12 protein-coding genes and 1 pseudogene are annotated in these 20,871 nt (G+C 70.3%); 6 read left to right on the top strand and 7 right to left on the bottom strand.

Translation table 11 applies throughout. The annotated features are described in order from the left end of the window. Window positions 1–9: 9 nt before the first annotated feature. The 4 genes from AB5J62_RS10750 to AB5J62_RS10765 all read right to left on the bottom strand — a co-directional run bounded on the left by AB5J62_RS10750 (window position 10) and on the right by AB5J62_RS10765 (window position 8,067). Window positions 10–1,287 (bottom strand): ABC transporter substrate-binding protein, encoded by a 1,278-nt coding sequence (locus tag AB5J62_RS10750; RefSeq protein WP_370948046.1) that lies wholly within the window; start codon window positions 1,285–1,287, stop codon window positions 10–12. A 134-nt stretch (window positions 1,288–1,421) separates the two neighbouring features. Beyond that, a complete protein-coding gene (locus tag AB5J62_RS10755) occupies window positions 1,422–5,075 on the bottom strand; it encodes a BTAD domain-containing putative transcriptional regulator (protein ID WP_370948047.1) in 3,654 nt (1,217 codons plus the stop codon). A gap of 116 nt (window positions 5,076–5,191) precedes the next feature. Then, window positions 5,192–5,953, bottom strand: coding sequence for a DeoR/GlpR family DNA-binding transcription regulator (locus AB5J62_RS10760; RefSeq protein ID WP_370948048.1), 762 nt, complete (start codon window positions 5,951–5,953; stop codon window positions 5,192–5,194). 32 nt (window positions 5,954–5,985) lie between these two features. Further along, a complete protein-coding gene (locus AB5J62_RS10765; protein ID WP_370948050.1) occupies window positions 5,986–8,067 on the bottom strand; it encodes a BTAD domain-containing putative transcriptional regulator in 2,082 nt (693 codons plus the stop codon). 379 nt (window positions 8,068–8,446) lie between these two features. Here AB5J62_RS10765 and AB5J62_RS10770 point away from each other — a divergent pair, with 379 nt between their 5' ends. Together AB5J62_RS10770 and AB5J62_RS10775 are read left to right on the top strand one after the other, a co-directional pair. Further along, on the top strand, window positions 8,447–8,764 hold the full coding sequence (locus AB5J62_RS10770; RefSeq protein ID WP_370948051.1) for a hypothetical protein: 318 nt from the start codon (window positions 8,447–8,449) through the stop codon (window positions 8,762–8,764). Window positions 8,765–8,847: 83 nt separating this feature from the next. Beyond that, a complete protein-coding gene (locus AB5J62_RS10775) occupies window positions 8,848–9,474 on the top strand; it encodes a LuxR C-terminal-related transcriptional regulator (protein ID WP_370948052.1) in 627 nt (208 codons plus the stop codon). A gap of 277 nt (window positions 9,475–9,751) precedes the next feature. On the opposite strand, the gene AB5J62_RS10780 is transcribed toward AB5J62_RS10775, so the two are convergent. Both AB5J62_RS10780 and AB5J62_RS10785 read right to left on the bottom strand, forming a co-directional pair. After that, window positions 9,752–10,135 (bottom strand): transposase, encoded by a 384-nt coding sequence (locus tag AB5J62_RS10780; RefSeq protein WP_370950233.1) that lies wholly within the window; start codon window positions 10,133–10,135, stop codon window positions 9,752–9,754. Between the two features lie 419 nt (window positions 10,136–10,554). Next, window positions 10,555–10,929: pseudogene (locus tag AB5J62_RS10785) on the bottom strand (transposase); the annotation flags it as partial. A 311-nt stretch (window positions 10,930–11,240) separates the two neighbouring features. Between AB5J62_RS10785 and AB5J62_RS10790 the strand changes: the two are divergent. Further along, the gene (locus tag AB5J62_RS10790; protein WP_370948053.1) at window positions 11,241–12,677 is read left to right on the top strand and encodes a hypothetical protein; all 1,437 of its coding nucleotides are present in this window, start codon (window positions 11,241–11,243) and stop codon (window positions 12,675–12,677) included. After that, on the top strand, window positions 12,674–13,198 hold the full coding sequence (locus tag AB5J62_RS10795; protein ID WP_370948054.1) for a type VII secretion system-associated protein: 525 nt from the start codon (window positions 12,674–12,676) through the stop codon (window positions 13,196–13,198). Before AB5J62_RS10790 ends, AB5J62_RS10795 begins: the two co-directional genes overlap by 4 nt. Window positions 13,199–13,513: 315 nt before the next feature. Here AB5J62_RS10795 and AB5J62_RS10800 read toward each other — a convergent pair whose 3' ends face one another. Then, window positions 13,514–16,078, bottom strand: coding sequence for an AAA family ATPase (locus AB5J62_RS10800; protein WP_370950234.1), 2,565 nt, complete (start codon window positions 16,076–16,078; stop codon window positions 13,514–13,516). Window positions 16,079–16,271: 193 nt separating this feature from the next. Here AB5J62_RS10800 and AB5J62_RS10805 point away from each other — a divergent pair, with 193 nt between their 5' ends. Both AB5J62_RS10805 and AB5J62_RS10810 read left to right on the top strand, forming a co-directional pair. Continuing rightward, entirely contained in the window at window positions 16,272–18,422 is a 2,151-nt protein-coding gene (locus tag AB5J62_RS10805) for an AAA family ATPase (RefSeq protein ID WP_370948055.1), read from the top strand. Between the two features lie 19 nt (window positions 18,423–18,441). Next, window positions 18,442–20,838, top strand: a complete 2,397-nt coding sequence (locus tag AB5J62_RS10810) for a right-handed parallel beta-helix repeat-containing protein (RefSeq protein ID WP_370948056.1) — start codon at window positions 18,442–18,444, stop codon at window positions 20,836–20,838. Window positions 20,839–20,871: the final 33 nt, after the last annotated feature.

The following is a 20,871-nucleotide window of genomic DNA, read 5'->3' on the forward strand; positions in this document are numbered from 1 at the left end:
CCCCACTCCCTAGTTCGATGCCGCCGCACGCGCTTCGGTGACCGATTGGTCCCATGCCTGATCGACGTTCTGCTTGCCTTCTTCGACCCGGCCGAGGCCGTGTCCGAACGCGGGCCGCACATGCGCGTCGTGCAGGCCGCGATAGTTGGGCCGCAACGCTTCCGCCGACGCGGCGAAGAGCTTCCCGACCGGCGCGCCGCTGAAATAGGCGTTGGTGTGCGAGAGCACCGCGCCGTCCTGGTACGCGTCGAGCGCGCTCGGCAGCAGGCCGCTGTCGAGGAAGATCCGCTTCTGCTGCTCGGGCGCGGTCAGCCAGGTCGCCAGGTCGTACGCCTGCTTCTGGTGCGTGCCCTGCGCGGGGATGGTCAGGTACGAGCCGCCCCAGTTGCCGCCCTTGCCGGGAATCGACGTGACGTCCCATTTGCCTGCCAGCTCGGGGCCGCCCGCCTCCTGGATCTGGGTCAGCATCCAGGCCGGGCAGGTGATGGTCGCGAACCGGCTCTGCTTGATCGCCACGGTCCACGGCTGGGTGAACGGGGTGACCCTGGCGGTCTGCCCTTTCGCGCCGATACCGCCCGCGAGCGCGAACGCCGAGTGGATCGCCGGATTGGTGTCGCCGATGAACCCGTCGTCGGCCTTGGCGAAGTAGTTCTCTTCGGACTGGTTGATGATCGCGGTGTAAATGGTGCCGTCCGAGTCGGCGAACTTCGCGTCCGTCACCTTGCCGGAGAACCGGTCCGCCACCTGCGCGAACTGCTCCCAGGTCGGCCACAAGGCCGCGACGGCCTCGCGGTCCGTCGGCAAGCCCGCCTTTTCGTAGAGGTCGCGGCGGTAACACATCGCGAGGCTGCCCATGTCGGTGCCGAGTCCCATGACGAAGTCGCCGACGGCGCCCTGTTCCCATTTCCACGGCCGCCACCGCGGGCGGAGGTCTTTCGCGCCGAATTGCGCCAGGTCCGCGAACTTGTCCTTGGACTGCCGGAACTGCGGCATGTACTGCTCTTCGATGGCGACGACGTCCGCCGCACCGCGCCCGGCGCCGAGGCTGGTCGCGAGTTGTTTGTGATGTGTTTCGAAGTCCGCCACCCGGCTGACCACGGTCGTTCCGGGATGCGCCTTCTCGTACTCTTTGAAAAGTTTTTCATAACCGAATTCGCCGAATGTCGCGACGGTCAGCGTCACCGGCCCGTCCGCTTTCGGTTCAGCCGCCGTGCCTGAACAACCCGCGAGTACCAACGCGCAGGTCAGCATCGCGGCGATCGCCGGTAAACCTTTCGGGCGGGCCATGACTCTCCTTCGGTCAATGCTCGGATTATGCATTCGTCCCCGTTTTTCGGCAGCGGCTGGTGACTGTTCGGGCAGGGATGGTGCCCGAGTGAACCTCATGTGCCCCCGCGCCGCGACGCCCGCGTTATAAACGATCAAGCGAGACGACGGGGAAGCTGGTCCCCGACCATGGTCCGGGAGTCGGCGTGCAACTTGGTGAGTACGCGGGAGACGAGCGACTGCACCGTGCGCCGGGGCAGGCTGAGCTCGGCCGCGATCTCCGGGTTCGACAGCTTCGCCGCGACCAGCTGCGCGATCCGGATCTCCAAGGGGGACAACGATCCCGTGCTCGGGCTGTGCGCCTGGCTGTGCACGCCGTACGGCCGCAGCCTGGCCTCGGCGCGGCGGATGCTCCAGCCCGCCGAAACGGTGCCGAGCACCTCCGCGGCCTCGGTCAGCGACCGGGTCGCGTGCTCGGCGTGACCGGCGCGGGCGAGCAATTCGGCGGCGTCCTCCAAGGCCGCCGCCAGCTCGATGGGCCTGCCGACCTCGCGGTAGTGGTCGGCGGCGGCGAGCGCGCCTTCCGGGTCGCCGTCGATCAGCGCCCGGCAGCGGGCCGCCGCGGCCGCCGCACGCGCCGGGACGGTCTCCTGCTTCGCCTCCTCGGCGCAGACGGACAGCGCTTCGTGGGCGATGTAGTGGTTTCCGGCCGCGAGCGCGATGCGGACGACGTCGGGCAACCATTGGTGCCGCAGCATCATCCTGGCGAAATCAGGCCGCAGCACCGGGCTGAACAGGCGCAGCGCCTCCTCCGGCCGCTGCCGCTGCTCGGCGGCCATCGCCATCGCGGCGAGGTAGAAGTCGCAGCTCTCGCGCTCGGACGGATTCGAGGGGGAGTGCGCCTCGGCGGCTTCCAGATGCGCGCGCACCGCGGCCCGCTGATCGCGATGACCGGCGATCAGCGCGGCGACCCCGTGCAGCAGCAGCGCGGCCGCGCCCGCCTCGCGCACGCCGTTGAACGTGATCGCGGGGCCGTCCTCGGTCACCGTGTCCAGCTCGGCGAGCGCCTCGTCCCAATGCCCGATCCAGAAGTAGTGCACCGCGGCCGAAACCTGCGGGCCGACCGGCAGGCCGTGCCTGGCCGCGAGGTCGTATCCGGCGTGCAGCGTCGACTCCGCGTCGCCGAGCCGGTCGAGGTTCTGCAACGTGAAGAGCCGGTTGTCGAGCAGGTCGAGACGCAGAGCCGCCAGCTCGGCGCTGTCACCGGTGGTGTCGAGCGCCGCGTTGACCGACTCCAGCGCGCGGTCGTGCTCGCGGCGGATCGAGTGGACGAGCCAGAGCGTCTGCAACGCGTGCGCGGCCGGATAACGTTCACCCGCCGCGGTCGCCTCCGCGTGCAGCCGGAGCGCGGTCCGCTCGGTCTGGTCGAGGTCGGCGAGGTCACCGCGCCGGAAGTTGGCGAGCAGCGTCTGATTCCTGGTGCGCCAGCTCTCCGGCAGCGCCGGGTCGTTCATCGCCTCGGCCATCGTCGCCAGCGCGCTGGGGGTGTCGCCCCGGCGGTACTGCAACGCGGCCAGCACGTGCCGCATTTCGACGCGGTCCGCCGGATCCTGCACGACCCGGACGGCGTGCACGGCCTCGGCTTCCGGGTCCTGGCCGAGGCGGAACAGCACCCTGACCATCGCCGCGGTGAGCGTGCCGCGCTCGGCCGCGCTGGGCACGGCGCTGTCCAGCGCCCGTCTCAGCAGCTCGAGCGCGATGTGCGGGGCCCGGTTGGACACCGCGACGTGATTGGCGACGAGCCAGCGGACGACCCAGGCGTCGACCTGGACCGGCTCGGCCGCGAGCTGTTCGGCGACCCGCTTGACCGGCGCGCCGTGGTCGGCGAGCGCCTCGGCGGCACGCCGGTGCAACGCGGCACGCAGTGGCTTGGCGATGCCGTCGTAAAGGGCTTGCCGCTGGAACGGGTGATGGAACGCCAGCTTCTCGCCCGCGGACTCGACCACGCCTGCGCCGGTCGCCTCTTCGAGCGCGGCCACCAGCTCCAGCGGGGACTTCCCGGCGATCGCGGCGACGTCCTCCACCTCGAACTCCGCGCCGAGCAGCGAGGCGCTGCGCAGCACCTGCGTGGTGGCCGGGTCGAGGCACTCCAGTGTGCGGCTGACCGCGGCGAGCAGCGACCGCGGCGCGTTCTCGGTGACGTCGAGCGCGACCTCGGCGACCCCGTCGACGATTCGCACGGCGTCACGGCGCAGCAGATCGTGGGCGATTTCCCTGGCATAGAGCGGATTTCCCGAAGCACGCAGCACCAGCGGGCGCAGACTCGCGCTCAACCTCGCGCCGAGAATGCCCTCGAACACCTCGCGGATCTCGGTCTGGCTCAACGATTCGATCGGCAGGACCTCGCCGGCCCTGGCCTCGACACCACGACGGAGTTGGGTGAGATCATGACGACCATGGCCGGTGCGGCATGCGGCGACCAGTAGCAGCGGCAGCTGCCGGGTGGCGGCCGCGAGCCGTTGCCACAGCAGCACACTCGCCTCGTCGGCCCAGTGCAGGTCGTCGATCACCAGCACCAGCGGACCGGCCGCGCAGGTCTCGTCGACCAGCGCCAGCAGCCGGTCGACCGCGGCGAGGATCGGGTCGCCGTGCGCGGGCTCGGCATGCAGTTCCCTGGCCAATTTGGCCTTGGCCGGATCCGCCGAGCCATGCCGCACGTCCAGGCATTCCATGATCACGTTGAGCGGAAACCGTTGCTGCAGCTCGTCGGCGGCCGTCCAGGCCAGCTGACAGCCACGCTGCCCCGCGCTCGCGAGCCCGGCGGCGAGCAGCTCGGACTTGCCGATGCCGGGCTCGCCCTCGATCCACACCGGACGGCCGCGCCCGGCGAGCACCTCGGTGACGAATCCGCGCAGCAGCCCCACTTCCCGGTCCCGGCCGAGGAAGACGCCGGTGGCGCCGCCGCGCTCGATGGCCTTCGCGATCGGCGGCGGCACGATCGACAGCGGCTGCTGCTTCGGCGCGACCGGCTCGCCCGCGGTGCCGTCCAAGATCCGCTGGTGCAGCTCGCGCAGCGCGGCGCTGGGTTCGACGCCCAGCTCCTCGACCAGCACCTGCCTGGCGTCGCGGTACACGGCCAGCGCCTCGGTCGGCCGCCCGCTACCGTGCAGCGCCCGCATGAGCGGCTCGTACAGCGACTCGCGCAACGGATGCCTGCGCACCAGCTCGGCCAGTTCGGCGACGAGCTCGCGATGACCGCCGAGTCCGAGCATCAGCTGGGCCCGCAGCTCGATCGCGGTCAGCTGGAGTTCGGCCAGCCGTGCCCGCTCCTGGTCGGCGAACGGCCCCGGCACGCCGGAGAACGCTTCGCCGCGCCAGCGGTCGAGCGTCGTGGTCAGCAGTGCGGCCGCTTCGCGCGTTTCCCGCCTGCCGGTCAGCCGCCGCGCTTCGGCGGTTTCCTGTTCGAACAGGCGCATGTCCAGTTCTGTCCTGTCCAGCCGCAGCGCGTAGCTGGACCCGGACGAGGAGAGCAGATCGTGGGGCGCGCTGCCGGGTGCGGCCTTCCGGATCGCGCCGCGCAGGCCGGAGATGTAGGTGTGGACACTGCCGGTCGCGCTGGCCGGAGCCGCGGCGCCCCAGACGTCCGCGATGAGTTCCCCGAGTGTGATCGGCTGGCCGCACCTGGCGGCGAGTGTCGCGAAGACCGCGCGTTGCCGAGCCGGGCCCAGCCGCAGCTCCGTGTCACCGAGCCAGGCGCGGGGAGGACCGAGCAGTTCGACGCGTAACCGGCCGTCCGACCCGTTCGTCACGCCGGCTCCATTCTCTGGCTGCTTGTCCCGCAGTTTAGGACGTCCGCCTCCGGTGGGGGTTGCTCACCCACCACTTGGCGACCGGTCACTCGAACGGGCGAGCAGCGGCTCCGGGCTCATACCGTCAGTACTTGCGGGCCCTTCGCGGCGATCTCGCGGGCCAGGCGCGGGTCTATCCCGGTGTCGGTGATGAAGGTGTCGACGTCGGTCAGGTCACCGAACCTGGCGAAGTGGTCGTTCCCGACTTTCGTATGGTCCGCGACGAGAATCACCCGCCTGGCGCAATGGATCGCCGCCCGTTTGATCATCGCCTCCGCCGGGTCCGGCGTGGTGAGCCCGCGAGCCGACGACAGCCCGTTGGCCGCGATGAAGGCGACCTCGACCGTGGCGTCGCGCAGGGTGTCGAGCGCGAAACTGTCCACTGTGGCCAGTGTGCGCCTGCGCACCCGGCCGCCGACCATCATCAGCGTCAGATGGGGATGCCCGGACAGCGCCAGCGCGTTCGTCAGCGAATGCGTGACCACGGTGAGCCCGAGTTCGGCAGGCAGCGCTGCCGCCAGCCTGCCCGTTGTCGTTCCGGCGTCGAGGAAAACCGCGCCTGCGGTCGGCAAATGGCTCAGTGCCGCGACGGCGATGCGTTCCTTCTCCTCGATCATGACCGTGTCGCGGTCGGCGAAGCCCGGTTCGAACCCGCGCCGTTCGATCGGGATGGCTCCGCCGTGCACCCGGCAGAGCACCCCGCTGCGTTCGAGCGCGGTGAGGTCACGGCGCACGGTTTCGGCCGTGATGGCGAAGGAAGCGGCCAGCGAGGAGACGTCGACGCGGCCATGGCGCCTCGCCTGCTCGAGAATGGCGCGCTGCCGTTCCTCGGCATACATTCGGCACTCCTTCACCAGGGGTGCCGCTCAGGCTAGTTAGCCGTGCCCGAGTGCAGGAAGCGAAGCGGAGGCGGCTGTGCGGCTTCCGGCCCCGGTGGACACCCGGTCTGCCCGAACGGGAACGTCCGCACCTTGACGCGGCGTCCTCTGCGCGGTCGGGCGACCACGGAAGGTGTTGCCTGCGTGAGGTTTTGGGTGCCGCGCTGGGGTGCGCACGGTTCGTCCGGCAGCAGCAGCCGAGCCAGCGCGGCGGTCAGCGCGAGCCGCAGTTCCTCGGAAAGGCCCCACTGCTGGGAAATCCGGTGCAGCAGCTCGACGGCGCGGTCGGTGGAGAGGTCGTCCACATTGGCCAGCACCCACTCGGGCACCCAGTCCCTGGTGAGGCTTTCGGGTGCGGCGAACAGCTGCCCGGCGACCTGCTCCGGGTGCGCGCCCGCGGTGGCCATGGTGGCCGCGATCTGCTGGTGCAGCATCGCGCGCATGGCAGGCGAGGTCGCCGCGTAGAACACTGCGCGGACCAGCGGGACACGGAAACGCAGCTGGTCACCGGCTTCTTCGAGCACGCCGGCGGCGAGCGTCTCCTCGACCGACTCGATCAGCAGTGCCAGGTCGATACCGGACGCGTGGGTGAGGTCGGTGACGCCGAAGGTGTCGCCGAACAACGCGGCTGAGTTCAGCATTCGCTTGGCGGGCAACGAAAGCGAGGCGAGATGGTCCTCGACGAGCGCGGCGGGCCGTGGCCTGCCGTCCATCGCGTCGGCCGCGGTGATGTCGGTGCCCTGCGCGTACTCCTCGAGCAAGTGGCTGAGATAAGCCGGATTGCCGCCGGTGTGGGCGCGCATGAACGTGAGCGTCGCGTCGACAGGACGGCGTCCCAGTAGCTCTGCGGCGAGGTCCGCGGTCGCGGCTTCGTCCAAGCCGGACAGGGTGATGACCTCGGCGTTCTCGCGAAGCATGGCCAGTTCACGCCGGTGTGGCCGAGGACGCGCGGTGCCGATCAGCAGCAGCGGCAGGTGGTCGGTGAGCCGGCGCAGGCGTTGCCAGACCAGCAGGCTTTCCGCGTCGGCCCACTGCAGATCTTCGAAGACCAGCACCAGCGGGCCTCGCGCGCAGAGGTCGGTGACGGTCTGCTCGGGGTGCTGCGTCTCGCCGAGACAGTCGGCGATCAGGCTCAGCGGCGTCCTGCGGCAGAGCTCGTCACCGGCGGCCCAGCGGACGTTCGCCCGGCCTGCCAGCGCTTCGGCGAGCAGCGCGCTCTTGCCGCTGCCCGCTTCGCCTTCGATCCACAGCGCGCCTTGTCCTCGGCGCACGCGGTCCAGTTCCGCATGCCTGCCAACGAAAACCGACGGCCGCTGGGGGCCGGGCGCCACGGTGCGCATCCGCTGGCTCAGCGCGAGCAGCTGCGCGCCGGGTTCGAGGCCCGACTGCTCGATGATGGTCTCGCGGGCGTTGCTGAACGCCTCCGCCGCCTCGGCCTGGCGGCCGGAGCGGTACAACGCTGTGATGTGCATGCGGTGCAGGCCTTCGTGCAGCGGATGCTGCCGCACGAGCGGCGCGAGCTCACCGGCGAGTTCACGGTGACCACCGAGCCGCAGCGTCACTTCGGCGTGCCGTTCGAGCGCGTACATCCGCATCTCTTCGAGCCTGGCACGCTGGGTTTCGGCGTACGGGCCGGGAATTCCGCTGAGCGCTTCTCCTTGCCACAGCGCGAGTGCCGCGCTCAGCGCGTCCGACTCGGCCTGATGGTCGGAGGAAAGCCGGTGGTCGCGGGCGTCGTCGAGATGACGCTCCGCGAGATGGACGTCGATCTGCGTTTTGGGCAGATTCAGGCAGTAGCCCGAGCGGGAGGTGCTCAGGATGTCCGCGGACCCGAGCGCGCGACGCAGCGCGGAGATATAGGTGTAGACGCTTCCCGTGGCGCTGGGCGGTGGATTCTCACCCCAGACGGCCTCGATGAGTTCTTCGCGGGAGACGACCTGTCCGGCTCGTGACGCGAGTACGGCGAAGACCGCGCGGCGCTGGGCCGGGCCGAGCGCGATCTCGGTGAGACCGTGCCACGCCGCGACAGTGCCCAACAGCCGGACCGTGCGGGAATCGCCCTCGTTCACCGTCATTGGCCAGTCCCTGTTACCCGTCGCTCCAAGGGGATCTTGTGGGTTCGCCGGAGTCTAAACCCGCTTGTGTGGGATTCGCAACCAATCGGGCACCGTTTCATGTTGGTTTCCCTATCGGTCACCTTTGAGCTGGGAAAGCCTGTGAGCTGCGCCGACCGGCGAATCTTCCGCGATTATTCCTAATACTGCTCACGGTAAGCGTTTGGCCGACGACGCATACTTTCGGTCACCGGCCCGTTTGTGTTGTTTTGATCGGTCGACCGTCTGTGGTCGACCGGGCAAGACCGCCGCGTTCACGGGCAGAAATACGGCGCTGGGCTGCCGTTATCCGCTTCCCGTGATCAATGCTGGGCCGAACACCGAAGCAGAGGACGGGCCAGTGGAGCAACCACGCGAGAAGTTCGACGGGGACGTCCTGCTTGCACTGGCCGTCGAAGGCAGACTCGTCCTGGACGCCGAACTGGCCGACTGCGTCGTCGCGGAGCTGCGCCGGACCGAGGCGATCGTCCACGGCAGGCTGGCCGCGCTCGAGGGGCCGGACGCGGTCGCCGGGCTCGACCAGGAAACGGTCGATCTGCGCTTCGCCGAGGTCGCCGAACCGGGCAGGCTGCGCGCGGCACTGGCCCAGCTGCCGCGCTACATCGCGGCATTCGAGCAGGCCACGAGGGTCTCCACGCAGGTCTTCACGCCACGCTGAGAATCCGTAGAGGGTTCGTGAAGAACGCCTTCGCAGACTGTGACGCAGCGTATTCGCACGCGTCGAGTTTCGGAGGGATCCCAGTGGGCACGGAAACGCAGGACATCACCGTGGCGGTCTACGCGCCGGATCCGATCACCGCCGCCGGGCTGGCCAGCCAGCTCGGCCCGTTCACCGTGGCCGACTGGGAGCAGCGCACGGACGCCGGGGTGCTCGTCTTCGGCACCGAGCGGCTGACCCCGGAGACCGTCCTGCAGCTGCGCAGGCTGTCGACCGAGCACGCCAAGCCGATCGTGCTCGTGGTCAGCCAGATCGGCGAGGCCGAACTGCTGCCCGCGATCGAATGCGGCGTGGTGGCCGTGCTCCCGCGCGCCGCGACCACCGCCGACCGGCTCGCCCACGCCGTCCGCGCCGCCGCGACCGGCGGCGGCATCCTCCCGCCGTCGCTGCTGGGCGAGCTGCTCAAGCACGTCGAGCGGCTGCAGCGCGAGGTGCTCGACCCGATGGGCCTGAACACCGCGGGCCTCACCACGCGGGAGATCGACGTGCTGCGGCTGATGGCCGACGGGATGGACACCGTCGAGATCGCGGACAAGCTCTGCTACTCCGAGCGCAGCGTCAAGCACATCATCCAGGGTGTGACCAGCAGGCTGAACCTGCGCAACCGCCCTCACGCGGTGGCTTACGCGGTGCGCGCCGGCGTGATCTGAGCGCCCGATGTCCTTGCTGAGCCGTCTTGGGAAGAAGCGTTCCGAGACCAGGCTGGTCTGCGACGCGGTCGGCCACGCGCTCGTCGTCCACGCGCCCGAGGGCATGAGCGCCGAGGCACGGGCGCTCGCGAACTCACTCGCGGCGGACGACGAGCACGACCTCGTCGTGGCGGACCTCCCGAGCGGTGGGGAAGAGGCACTCGCGGCCGCGCTCGGAACGCGTCCGCGCGGCGTCCGGCTCCTCATGACACCCCTTGTGTCAACCTCAGGATCAGAATCAGGCTGCGGCCTGCTGGTGGGTGTGTTGCTGGGCGCCTGCGTGCAGGGTGGGGTCGTAGGGTGTGCTGTTTTGCCAGCAGCGCCACATCACGCGGATCCAGGCTCGTGCGAGGATGCGGGTGGCGTGGGGGTGGTCTTTGCCCGAGGCTCGCGCCCGGTCGTAGATGTCGGCTGCCCAGGGGCTGGAGAAGCGGCTGTTCGCGGCGAAGGTCGTGATTGCCAGGCGCAGTCTTTTGTTGCAGGCCCACCGGAAGCTGACGCCGCGTTGCTTGCCGGATGCCTTGGTGACTGGGGTGATTCCGGCGAGCGCGGCGATGGCGTCGGGGTGGTCGAACGCTTCGCGGGCGTCGCCCCATTCGGCGAGGATCTGGGCGGCGTTGATGGTGTGCCGGCGCGGGGGAAGGACTGGAAGACTTCGCTGTCGGGGTGGGTGTCCATCTTCTCGGTGATGGAGCGGTCCAGGTTCTTGATCGCGGTGTTCAGTGCGGTCAGGACGCCGACCTGGGCGAGGACGGCGTCACGGATGCTCTCGGACACGACGGGGTCGTTGGTTCCGGCAGGAGCGGCGCGCAGCCGGGCAAGCAGGACCGCGGCGGTTTTCCTGCCCGAGTAGCCTTGTTTCGCGCAGAACGTGGCCAGTCGTTTCTCGGTCAGGGACGTGGCCGAGGCGGCGGTGGGGTAGGCGGTGAGGAACGCCAGGGCGATCGCGGACTCGATGTTGGCGAAGATGGCTTTGGCGCCGGGCCACTGGGCGTCCAGCAGAGCGGCGAGCTGGTTGACCGCCGCGACCCGGGCATCGACGAGATCACCGCGGCTGCGGACCAGGGCGCGCAATGCCTTGGTATGACTGGACAATGGTGCGGCGGGGCGCAGCCGGTGGAAACGCACGCGCAGGTAGTCGGCGATCACGTGGGCGTCGCCGGGGTCGGATTTCGCGCCGGAAAGGACTTCGGCTTCACGCCAGGTTTTGATCGCGTTCGGTTTGACCGGCAGCACCGGGTGCCCGGCGGCCAGCAGCGCGTCAACCAGTCGGCCGTCCGGGCGTTCGATCGCGACCGGCGTCCGCTCGGGCGGGGCGAGCTTGCTCAGCCGAACGGCCAGCCGGTTGAACCCGGCGGCGGTGTGCTCGATGGTGAACGCGGCGACCTTGCGGCCGTCTCGGTCGAGTACGCACACGGCGTGTTCGACCGCGGCCCAGTCGATCCCGGCATAGAACAACGGCCCGTCATGCTGCGGCAACTATGTCGCCTTCCTGCGTGCAGTCCAGGGCAGGAGCCAGGCGGAGGCGAGGGAACCGACGGCAGAGTGGTCACTAACCGGCGCTCGATGGCGCGTCCCTTTGTCATCGCTTCGCGGTTCCGGGGAAGCCGGGGGCGGCAGTGTCATGAAGGCCCACGAAGGGCGACCACTACGGGCCGTCACCCCGGCTTCCGCCTAGTTCCTACCACAAGCCCCATCGGAGGGCCCGCACGGAAGAGGGTGCACTAGTGACCACCCCCGAGGTCGCGCGCTGGCTCGCCGACCGGTTGGGCTGCACGGTCGTGGCGCCCGACGGTCCCGTCCTGCCGACCTCGGACGGTGGGCTGTTCGTGTCTGGCGTCGGGTGGACGCGATACCGGCCTGGGCAGGAGGCTTCCTGGGCGGGCAGGCGATTCCCTTGCCCTGACTGGGATTCCCACGTTGAGATGGGCGCAGGCCCGGCCGCGGTGGTCGAGCCGTTGCCCGCCGGGGTGTGGATCCGGCCGCACGGGCCGGAGGAGTGGCTGACGCCGGGCCGCGCGCGGCTGTTGCGGATGGTCCCGTACCGGCCCGATGTGGTGACCGTCGTGCTCGGCAAGGAAGGCACGGACGAGCTGCGCCTCGACGAGGTCGAGCGGTTCTGGCAGGCACTGCCCGAGTCGGATCGGCCCAAGGTGCGGTTCGTCGGCTACGGCCCGGTCGCGCTGCCGCCGGAGACGACGCTCGGGCAGGCGCTCGCCGAGCTGCTCGACGCCGAAGTCTGCTGCTACCTGGGCATGCCCGTCGGCGCGACGGACGTGTTCACGGTGCGCGCCGACCGTTCACACGGCTGGAAGACCTTCGCGCGCCAAGCCATCTACCGGCCAGGCGCGACCCCGGTGGTCAGCGCGTACCAGGCACCGGCCGACGAGTTCCCCGAGATCGCGCCCGCAGTGTATCGGTGCGCGCCCGACGCGGTGGTCGAGGTCGTGCCTGCCGGGCTCTGGGTCCGCCCGGACCAGGTCGACGACGCGGCGGCGGTCCGGTCACGGCCGATCGACCCCGACCGGCGGCTCGTGCTCTACGAAGCCGGACTGCGGCACCTCGCAGAGGAGGTGCTCGGCCGGTTCGACTACGCGGGCAGGCTGGTGAGCGTGCTCGAAGCCGTCGGGGAGATCGAGCTGTACTGGCTCGGGCGGCTGCTCGGTTCGCCGGACCCGGTCGAGGAATACCTGGCGGACAAGGGCGGCGCCGACCTGCCGACGTTCCGTGGCGCTTGCGTCGTGCGCGTGGACCTCGCGGGGGTGTACAGCGAGGGCCAGGTGATCGTCGAAGACGGCTTCCGGCACATGCTGACGGCTCCGTGCGTGTCGCAGGACGGCGCCGTCGAGGTTCTGGTGTGGTCGATGACCGGCCGTCGCACTGTTTCGCTGGAGCCGGACGGCGTCGACGGACGCGTGGTCTTCTTGCCTGGCACGGGTTTCAAGGTGCTCTCGGTCTCGGCGGACCGGCTGCTGTTGCGTGAGCTTTCGCCGACCGAGTTCGAGCGCGACGGCGTCGTCGCGGACAACCGCGTCGCACTCGACAAGACGATCAAGGCCACGCTGCTCCGCACGGCCGACCGCTGGGCCGCCGCGGAACCGGCGGTCCGCATCCCGGCGGACTCGGCCGCCCAGTTCCAGTTCGCGCCGGGTGATGCCCGGTGACCTCCTCGTCTGAGCTGCTGCTTTTGGTCGACCCGGCCTGGCGTCCCACCGACCTGGAGCCCGACCCACCCGCCGAGACCGCGATCGGCGCCTGGCTCATCCACGCCGACGGAACCCGCAGCCGCTTCCAGCCCAACCCGGTCTACCGACCGTCCACACCGGACTCTCCCTTCGACCCGGTCGACGCCGAACTCCGCCGCCTCGCCACCGGCGCCCCGATGACCCAAGCCCTCTACGAAACCCTCCGCGACGTCGACCTCTCCCTCGCCACCGACCTCGCCGGAACCCCACTCGTCCGCCCCGCCCCCGACGGCATCCCCTCCCTCCTCGTCACCACCTCACCCCCGCTCCGCACCTACGCCGACGCCCCCGCCTGGCTCGACGTAACCCTCACCGACCTCGCCACCGCCCTACCCTCGTCCGGCCTGGACGTCCTCCTCAACCCAGGCTCCCCAGCCTCCCTCCGCCTCACCACCCCCGCCCTCCACAAAGCCGCCCACCCCCCACCACCCCCGCGATAAAGCCCGCTTTACTCCCCGGAGTAAAGCGGGCTTTATCCCGCTCCCACGCACCCAAGCAGTCGCCTCGCGTACCCGAACGGTCGCCTCGCGTACCTGAGGGGTCGCCTCGCGTACCTGGAGGGACGGCACGCGTGCCGACTCTCCAGGTACGCCTGCCGACCGTTCAGGTACGCGTGCCGACTTCTTGGGTACGCGTGCCGACTCCCTGAGCACGCGAGGCGACTGCTTGGGTGCGCGGAGGTGCGCGGGAGCGGGATAAAGCCTGCTTTACTTCGCGGGGTAAAGCGGGCTTTATCCCGGTCGTCCAGCGGTGGGTCAGGTGTGGTCGCCGTTGAGCATGGCGGTGGCGAGTTCGATGCGGGAGCGGTAGCCGGTGCGCGAGAAGAGTCTGCTCAGGCGGCCTTCGACGCTTTTCTCGCTGGTTTTCAGCGCGGTCGCGAGCTGTTTGTTGGTGAGGCCTTCGGCAGCGAGGAGCGCCAGGAGGTGTTCGTTCTCGGCGACCGTTTCCTGGCGGCCGGGGACGGCGATGCCGTGCTCTCGCATGAGATTGCGGAGCCAGGCGCGGTAGAGGAGCGCGTCGAGGCCGCCGAGGGTGTCGTAGGTCGGGGTGAGCAAGCCTGGGTCGACGGCGCCGTGGCGGACCAGGCGTTCGACGACGATCGCCGTCTCGAACGGCTGGGCGCGGTCGTGGGCGCGGCGCAGGCATTCGGTTCCGTCGCGGTCGAGACAGGCACGCACCAGCGAGCGATGCAGGAGCACCCGGCCGGTCGGCATTGTCGAGGCGAGGCTGTCCAACTGAGCCAGGCAGTGCGAAGCCTCGGCGCGGGTCACTGCCAGGTCGGCGAGTTCGGACCAGGCGAGGTCCGAGCCGACGGCCAGGCCGCTCGAAATGGCGCTGTGCAGGCGTTCGGCGGCGCCGGTGTGGTCGCCGAGCGCGCGGTCGATGCGGGCGTCGGCGATGTCGAGCAGGTGCGCGAGCATCGGCTTGGTGGCGCGGGCGGCGGTCAGCAGTTCGCGCGCGGCCGTCAGTCTGCCTTGGGACACCAGCACCGAGACTGTCGACAGGTGCATCGCGGACGAACCGGCGTCGTGGCCGCGATGGGCGACGCTGCGCCGCGCGAAATCGACGGCGCGCGGGAATTCGCCGCGCATGGCGGCGAGCATGGACCGTTCGCCGTCGTGCAGGTTGTCCTCGGGGAACTCCTCGTCGGCGAGCAGGCGCTCGGCGCGGTGCTGCTCGCCGATGACCAGCAGCGCGGTCGCGTGCGACCGGACCTGGTCGGCGCGATGCCGCCGGACCTCCCGCAACGGCCACGCGGCGCGCGCCGCGAGGTTCGCGTCGAAGCGTTCAGGCCGCCCGGCCCACAGCTCGGCGAGGCTCGCGAACAGGTCCGAAAGCATGGCCGAGGTTTGACAGTCGGGCTCGGTGCGGGCGAGCAACGCGCCCGCGTCGGCCCAGCGGTCGAGCCGGCTCAACGCGATCGCGCTCGACGCGGCCGACCACTTCGCCGGGCCTGCGGCGACCTCCGCCAGCGCGGCGGTGTCGCCCGCGCTGTGCAGCGCGCACACCGCCATCGACTGGACTTCCTGGGTCGCGTCGGCGGAAAGCTGGTCGGGGAAATCGCGCAGCAGCAGCCGCGCGCCGGCGAGACTCTGGACGTGGTCGCCGTGCTGATGGCACCACGAGGTGTGCAGGAGCGTGACCATCGCGCGCTGCGCGCGGTCCTCGGTCAGCTCGACGGCCGCGCGCAGCCAGCGGCCGCCGCGCGCGGGCTTGTCGTTGCGGAGTGCGCGGCGGAGCAGTTCGCCGAGCGCGCGTGCCGGGTCGATCAGCTTGCCGGCCTCGGCGATCTGGTCGGCGAGGTAGTCGGGATCGGACGTCAGCGCGGTGCCCGTCCACAATGCCGTGACCGCGGCCGCGGCGAACTGGCGTCGCTCGAACGGGCCGAGTTCGGCGATCAGCGCCGAGGCGGTCACCGGGATGGTGAAGCGCCAGGTGACACCGTGATGCAGGATGCCCTCGGCGCGCAGGATGTCCAGCAGCGCAAGGGTTTCCGCCTTGTCCTGGTCGAGCACCTCGCTGATCAGCGACGGCATCGCGTCGCCGAGCGGATGCAACACGGCCGCCGCCTTCGCGACCGCGAGCACGTCCTGGCCGAGTTCGCGGACCACGCGCGGCGGCGACGTCGTCGCGGTGCCGGGCACCAGGTACGCACGACGGTCCACAATGCGCAGTGAGCCTTCCGCGCGCAGGAGTTCGAGTGCCTGATGCAACGCCGACGGCACGCCCCGGCTGAGTTCCTGTAGACGCCGCCGCAGCGCCCCGCTGGGCGCGGCCGAGATCGCTTCGACGACCAGGCGCGTGATCTCGTCGGCGCGCAAAGGCCGCAGCCGCACTGGATGCACGAGGCCATCGGCGCGTAACCGGCGAACCATGGCGAGCCCAGCGGCGGCGTCGCGCACGGGCGTGCGCGTGGCGCACACCAGCCGAGCCGCACTGCCCGCGAGCCTGCGGATGAGCGCTTCGAGCACGGCGAGCGAATCGCGGTCGATCCATTGGGTGTCGTCGAGCAGCAGCACCTGATCGCCGCCACGCACGATCGGCGCGGCCGCGGCTAGTGCCGCGCGGCGGGCGACTTCGGGATCGTCGGCGGCGCCGGCGACCGGAGCCAGCCAGGGGCGGTCGGGGCTGGAGTCGGCGGGCACCAGATCACCCGCCGCGGTGAACCGCATGGCCGAGACGGACCGGCCGTCGGCGCGAAGCCGGTCGCGCAGCCGTTCCAGCAGCGTGGTGCGCCCGACGCCGGCCGGACCGGTCACCCAGATGCAGGGTGCTCCGGTCTCGCCGAGCAGTTCCGTGACAGCGTCCACCTTCGCCATCATCAGGTGCGCACCCGGCGACAGCGCGGCGGCGTGCGGCGTCTGGCCCGTTCGGACGCCGAGTCCGCCCGGACGCCCTACTTGCCCGTTGGGGCCAGGGTGCTGCCCGTGCAAGCCCTTGATCGATCACAGCTCTTGCCGCTGGCCGACGCCCGATGACTGAATGACGGCACTAGAGAGGGGAGACCCGGAAATGGCGCGCCAACTCACCGGCAGGCAGGACGAACTCGCCGCGCTGCGCTGGGACGGGTCGACCCCGGCTCTCAAGGTCGTCAGCGGTGCCGCGGGCAGCGGGAAAACCGCTGTGCTGGAACAACTCCGCCGCGACCTCGCCGATCGTGGCTTCGTCGTGATCGAAATGGACGGTGCCGCCGAACGGCCGGAGTGGGACGCGTTCGGAGCGCACCTCCTGCTCGACGCGATCCGCGGCCGCTTCGAAGAACTGGGCACCGGGCTCGTCGCGGCCATCGACGCCGTCGGCAAGCTGTGCACGGAGGAGAGTTATTCCTCACATTGGCGCCGCTTCTGTCTGCTGAACGCGTTCAGCGCGTTGTTCACGACCATTCGCGCGACCGCGCCGATCGCGGTTCTGGTCGACGACGCCCACCTGCTCGGGCAGCCGATCGCCGCGCTCACGCCCGCGCGACGCGCCGGACACTTCGTCGTGGCGGCTTGCCACGACGGTCCGTCCGAGCTGAGCGAGCGGGCCGACGAAGTCGTCGATCTGAACTCGCTGGCCGATCCCGCGGTCGACACCCTGCTGCGGCAGCTCGCCGGGACGCCGGTCGATCCGGTCCTTCCTCGCGTGCTGCAAGAAGCGCTCGGCCGCCTGTATGGAAACCCGGGCACGCTGGTGTCCACAATGGCCGATCTGCGCGCGCGGGATCGGCTCGTGACCGTCCAAGGCAGACTGTGCTTGCGCGCGCCTGCCGAACCCGTTCGGTTGCCCGATGCGCATCCGTTGATGGTCGAGCTGGATCGCTGCGGCGACGCAGGCCGTGAGCTGGTGGCGCTCGCGTCGAGTACGGTCGGCTGCCGCGTCGACGACATCCCCATGCTCGCCGCCGCGACCGGACGCGCGCCGCTCGCGTACGGTCGCGCGGCGGACCGGCTGGTGCTCGCCGGTGTGCTCGAAAGCGAGAGCACGGGACGGCTGCGGAGCCGATGCCGCGCACTGGCCGCGGACCCCGGTGATCTGCATCGGCTGATCGCCGAGTCGCTGCTCTCCGCCGGGCGGCACGGGCCGGTGACAGCGGGTCACATCGCGGCGGCAGGCCGGACCATGCCTCCGCGCCCCGAACTGCTGGAAGTCTTGCAGGACAAGCAAAGCAAGCCGTTCGCCGCGGTCGCGCACGCCTACGCGGCGTGGTGGCACAGCAGGGACCGCGACCTGCAGGCCGAGTTGATCCGGCTGCTCATCCGTGCCGGTGACTACCCGAGGCTGGCTCAGGTGGTCGAAGAATCGCTTGATCAAGCAGACGAGAAGCTGGCCGTGGCCGCGGCGCTCGTGTCCATCCACAGTGGACAACCGATGTCCGTCGGCGTTGAGAAGGCCATCGAGGGCACGCCTCAATTGGCCTTTTGTCGCCGCTGGTTCGCGGGTGAGGAGATCCGGCTCGACGAGGTCGTCGCGTGTTTCGCGCCGGACGCCGTACTCGCGGACCGCGACCTCGAAGCGTTCTGCGCCAGCCGTGAGCTGGGCACGGTGTTCTCCGCGCTGCTCGGCCCCGACTACCGCGTGCCGGACTCGGGCCCGCTGGCCGCATATCACCGGGTCTGCCGTGAATACGCGGGCACCGACTGGTCGTCGGCGATGAGCGCGGCGCGCGAACTCGAGCTCGACCCGCACGCCGACGCCGGTGCCAAGCGGTACTCACGGATGCTCGCGTCCGAGATGGCCGACTGGCGTGGCGAAGAACGGCAAGCCGAGTCGTGGCGCGTGTCTGGTGCGTACCCGGCGTTGCGTGACCTGCCGACCCGCTTGAACGAGGTCGTGGCGTGCTTGTCCGACGGCGACGTGGCCACGTTGACCGAGGCGTACGAGACCGCGCGCGCGATCGGCGCGGCGCGGCTGATCGCGGAGACCAAGCGCGCGCTGACGCGGTTCGGCGCCGCGCCGCCGGTCACCAGGGCACGCACCGACGAGCTTTCCGAGCTGCAGCACCGGATCATCGAGCTGATCCGGCTCGGCCGCACCAACCGGCAGATCGCGGTCGCGGTGCGGATCAGCGAGAAGACCGTGGAGAAACACCTCACCAGGCTGTTCGCCAAGGCGGGCTGCCGCACCAGGCACGGACTGGCCACGTCCGGGCTGGGCGGGCGGCTGGAGCCGGTCAGCGCGTGAAACGACAGGAGCGCCGCACGTGAGTCAGAACGTCATCATGGTGACCCAGACCCCCGGCCAAGGGCACCGCAGCGTCGGCGAGGCGCTCGCCGTGGCGTCCGACGGCGCGGTCATCGTGGTCGGGCCGGGGCGGTACACCGAGAACCTGGTGCTCACCAAGGCGGTCACCATCACCGCCGAGGACGGCCCCGGCACCGTGCAGCTGGTCGCCGACACCGGGGTGACCGTCGCGCTGGCGAGCGGTTCGGCCGCGCTGTCCGGGCTCACCGTGGTCGCGTCCGATTCGGACAGTCCGGCCGTGCTGGTCGTCGGCGGGCAGCTCGGGATCACCGAATGCGTGGTGCGGGCGTCGAGCTGGGCGACGGTGTTCGCGAGGGACGCGGGAACCGTGCTGATGCGTGACTGCGAGATCCGCAATGCCGTCGGCGCGGGCGTAGTGGTGACCGCGACCGAAGGCGGCGTGCTCGACGCCTGCCGCCTGGAAGAACTGGGTACGTCGGCCGTCGTGGTCGCCGACGACGGTGCCTTGCTGATGCGTGCCTGCTCAGTGCGCGGCGCGGCGGGAAATGGGATTTGCCTTAACGGGCGCGGGAAACTGACCGTCGAGGACACGAACGTCAGCGGTGCCGGGAAGCCCGCGGTGGCCGTCGAACAGCAGGCTTCGCTGAGCGCGACGCGGCTCGCGGTGACGAAGACTTCGGCGATCGGCTTCTACTTGGCATCGTCAGGAACCGTTGTACTGCAGGAATGTCAGGTGCAGACGGCGGCTGCGGAAGGTATTTTCGTCGCCGAATCGTGCGCGCCGCAGCTGACCGGGTGCCAGGTTCGTGGCACGCGTGGGCGTGGACTGCATTTCGCCGGGCGCGCGGGCGGCAGTGTCACCGGCTGCGATGTGTCCGAAGTGGACGGTATCGGCATCGGTGTGACCGAGCGCAGTGTCACCGAGTTCGACCGGACCACGGTCGCCGGCTGCACCGGCGCGGGTGTGCGGGTGGACACCGCGTCCGATCCGTTCTTCCGGCGGCTCCGGGTGCTCGGCTGCGACGGCGCGGCGATCGAGTTGCACGGCGATGCCAGGGGACGGCTGGAGAACATCGAGATCGACGGCGGCCGAGGCACGGGACTTTCGGTGGCCGAGGGCGCGCGGCCGTCGGTCAGCGGGCTCAGCGCACGCGGCATGACGGGCGCCGGGGTGAGCGTGGTCGGTGCGGCATTGGCGTTGACCGACAGCGAGATCAACGGTGCCGGCGCGGACGGTGTGCACGCCGGCGCGGGCGCTGACCTGTCGCTGCTGCGCTGCCGGGTGCAGGGCAGTGCCGGAATGGGTTGCCTGGTGGCCGAAGGCGCGTCCGGGTCCATTGTGGACTCGGAGTTCACCGGTGGCTCCGCCGACGGGATCCGGCTGGAGACCGAGGAAGCGGTCAAGGTATCCGGCTGCACCGTGCGGGACAACCACGGCAGCGGCGTGCGCCAGACCAGGCCGGGCACCGGCATCGAGGTCGTCGACCTGATCAGCAGCGGCAACCTGGCGGCGGACGCGGTCGGCACGGCGGCGACCGCCGACGTGCCCGCGCCCGCGGCGCAGGCTCCGCAGCGGCCCGAGCTGGGCTCGGACCCGTTGGTGGAGCTGGAAGGCCTGGTCGGGCTCGCCGGGGTGAAGAGCGAGGTGACCTCGCTGATCAACCTCAACAAGATGGCCAAGCGGCGGATGGACGCCGGATTGTCGGCGCCGCCGATGGCGCGGCACCTCGTGTTCGCGGGCGCGCCGGGCACCGGAAAGACCACGGTCGCGCGGATCTACGGGCAGATCCTCGCGCAACTCGGCGTGCTGCGTAAGGGACATCTCGTCGAGGTGGCGCGTGCCGACCTGGTCGCGCAGATCATCGGCGGCACGGCGATCAAGACCACCGAGGCGTTCACCACGGCGCTGGGCGGGGTGCTGTTCATCGACGAGGCGTACACGCTCAGCCAGGGTGGCGGCGGCACCGGGCCGGACTTCGGCCGCGAGGCGATCGACACGCTCGTCAAGCTGATGGAGGACCATCGCGACGACGTGGTCGTCATCGCCGCCGGGTACACAAAGGACATGGCGAAGTTCCTGGAATCCAACCCCGGTATGGAATCCCGGTTCAGCCGGACCATCGAGTTCGCGAACTACACGCCGGACGAGCTGGTCACCATCGTGCGCACGCAATGCGCCAAGCACGACTACCGGCTCGACGAGGGCGCAGGCGAGGCGTTGCTGCGGTACTTCGACGAAATACCCAAGGACGGCACGTTCGGCAATGGCCGGACGGCGCGCCGGGTGTTCGAGCGGATGACCGACCGGCAGGCGTCACGGCTCGCGATGGCGACCACGGCGGGCTCCGCGGACCTCACGCTGCTGACCACAGAGGACTTTCCCATGGGCGGCTGAGCGAGGCGTTCCGTACCAACGATTTCCACGGCG

Source organism: Amycolatopsis sp. cg5, from assembly GCF_041346955.1.
GTDB lineage: Bacteria > Actinomycetota > Actinomycetes > Mycobacteriales > Pseudonocardiaceae > Amycolatopsis.

Coding starts and splice junctions, on each gene's coding strand:
- AB5J62_RS10750 (WP_370948046.1), bottom strand. CDS start 1,287: ATGGCCCGCCCGAAAGGTTTACCGGCGATCGCCGCGATGCTGACCTGC.
- AB5J62_RS10760 (WP_370948048.1), bottom strand. CDS start 5,953: ATGTATGCCGAGGAACGGCAGCGCGCCATTCTCGAGCAGGCGAGGCGC.
- AB5J62_RS10765 (WP_370948050.1), bottom strand. CDS start 8,067: ATGACGGTGAACGAGGGCGATTCCCGCACGGTCCGGCTGTTGGGCACT.
- AB5J62_RS10800 (WP_370950234.1), bottom strand. CDS start 16,078: ATGGCGAAGGTGGACGCTGTCACGGAACTGCTCGGCGAGACCGGAGCA.
- AB5J62_RS10805 (WP_370948055.1), top strand. CDS start 16,272: ATGGCGCGCCAACTCACCGGCAGGCAGGACGAACTCGCCGCGCTGCGC.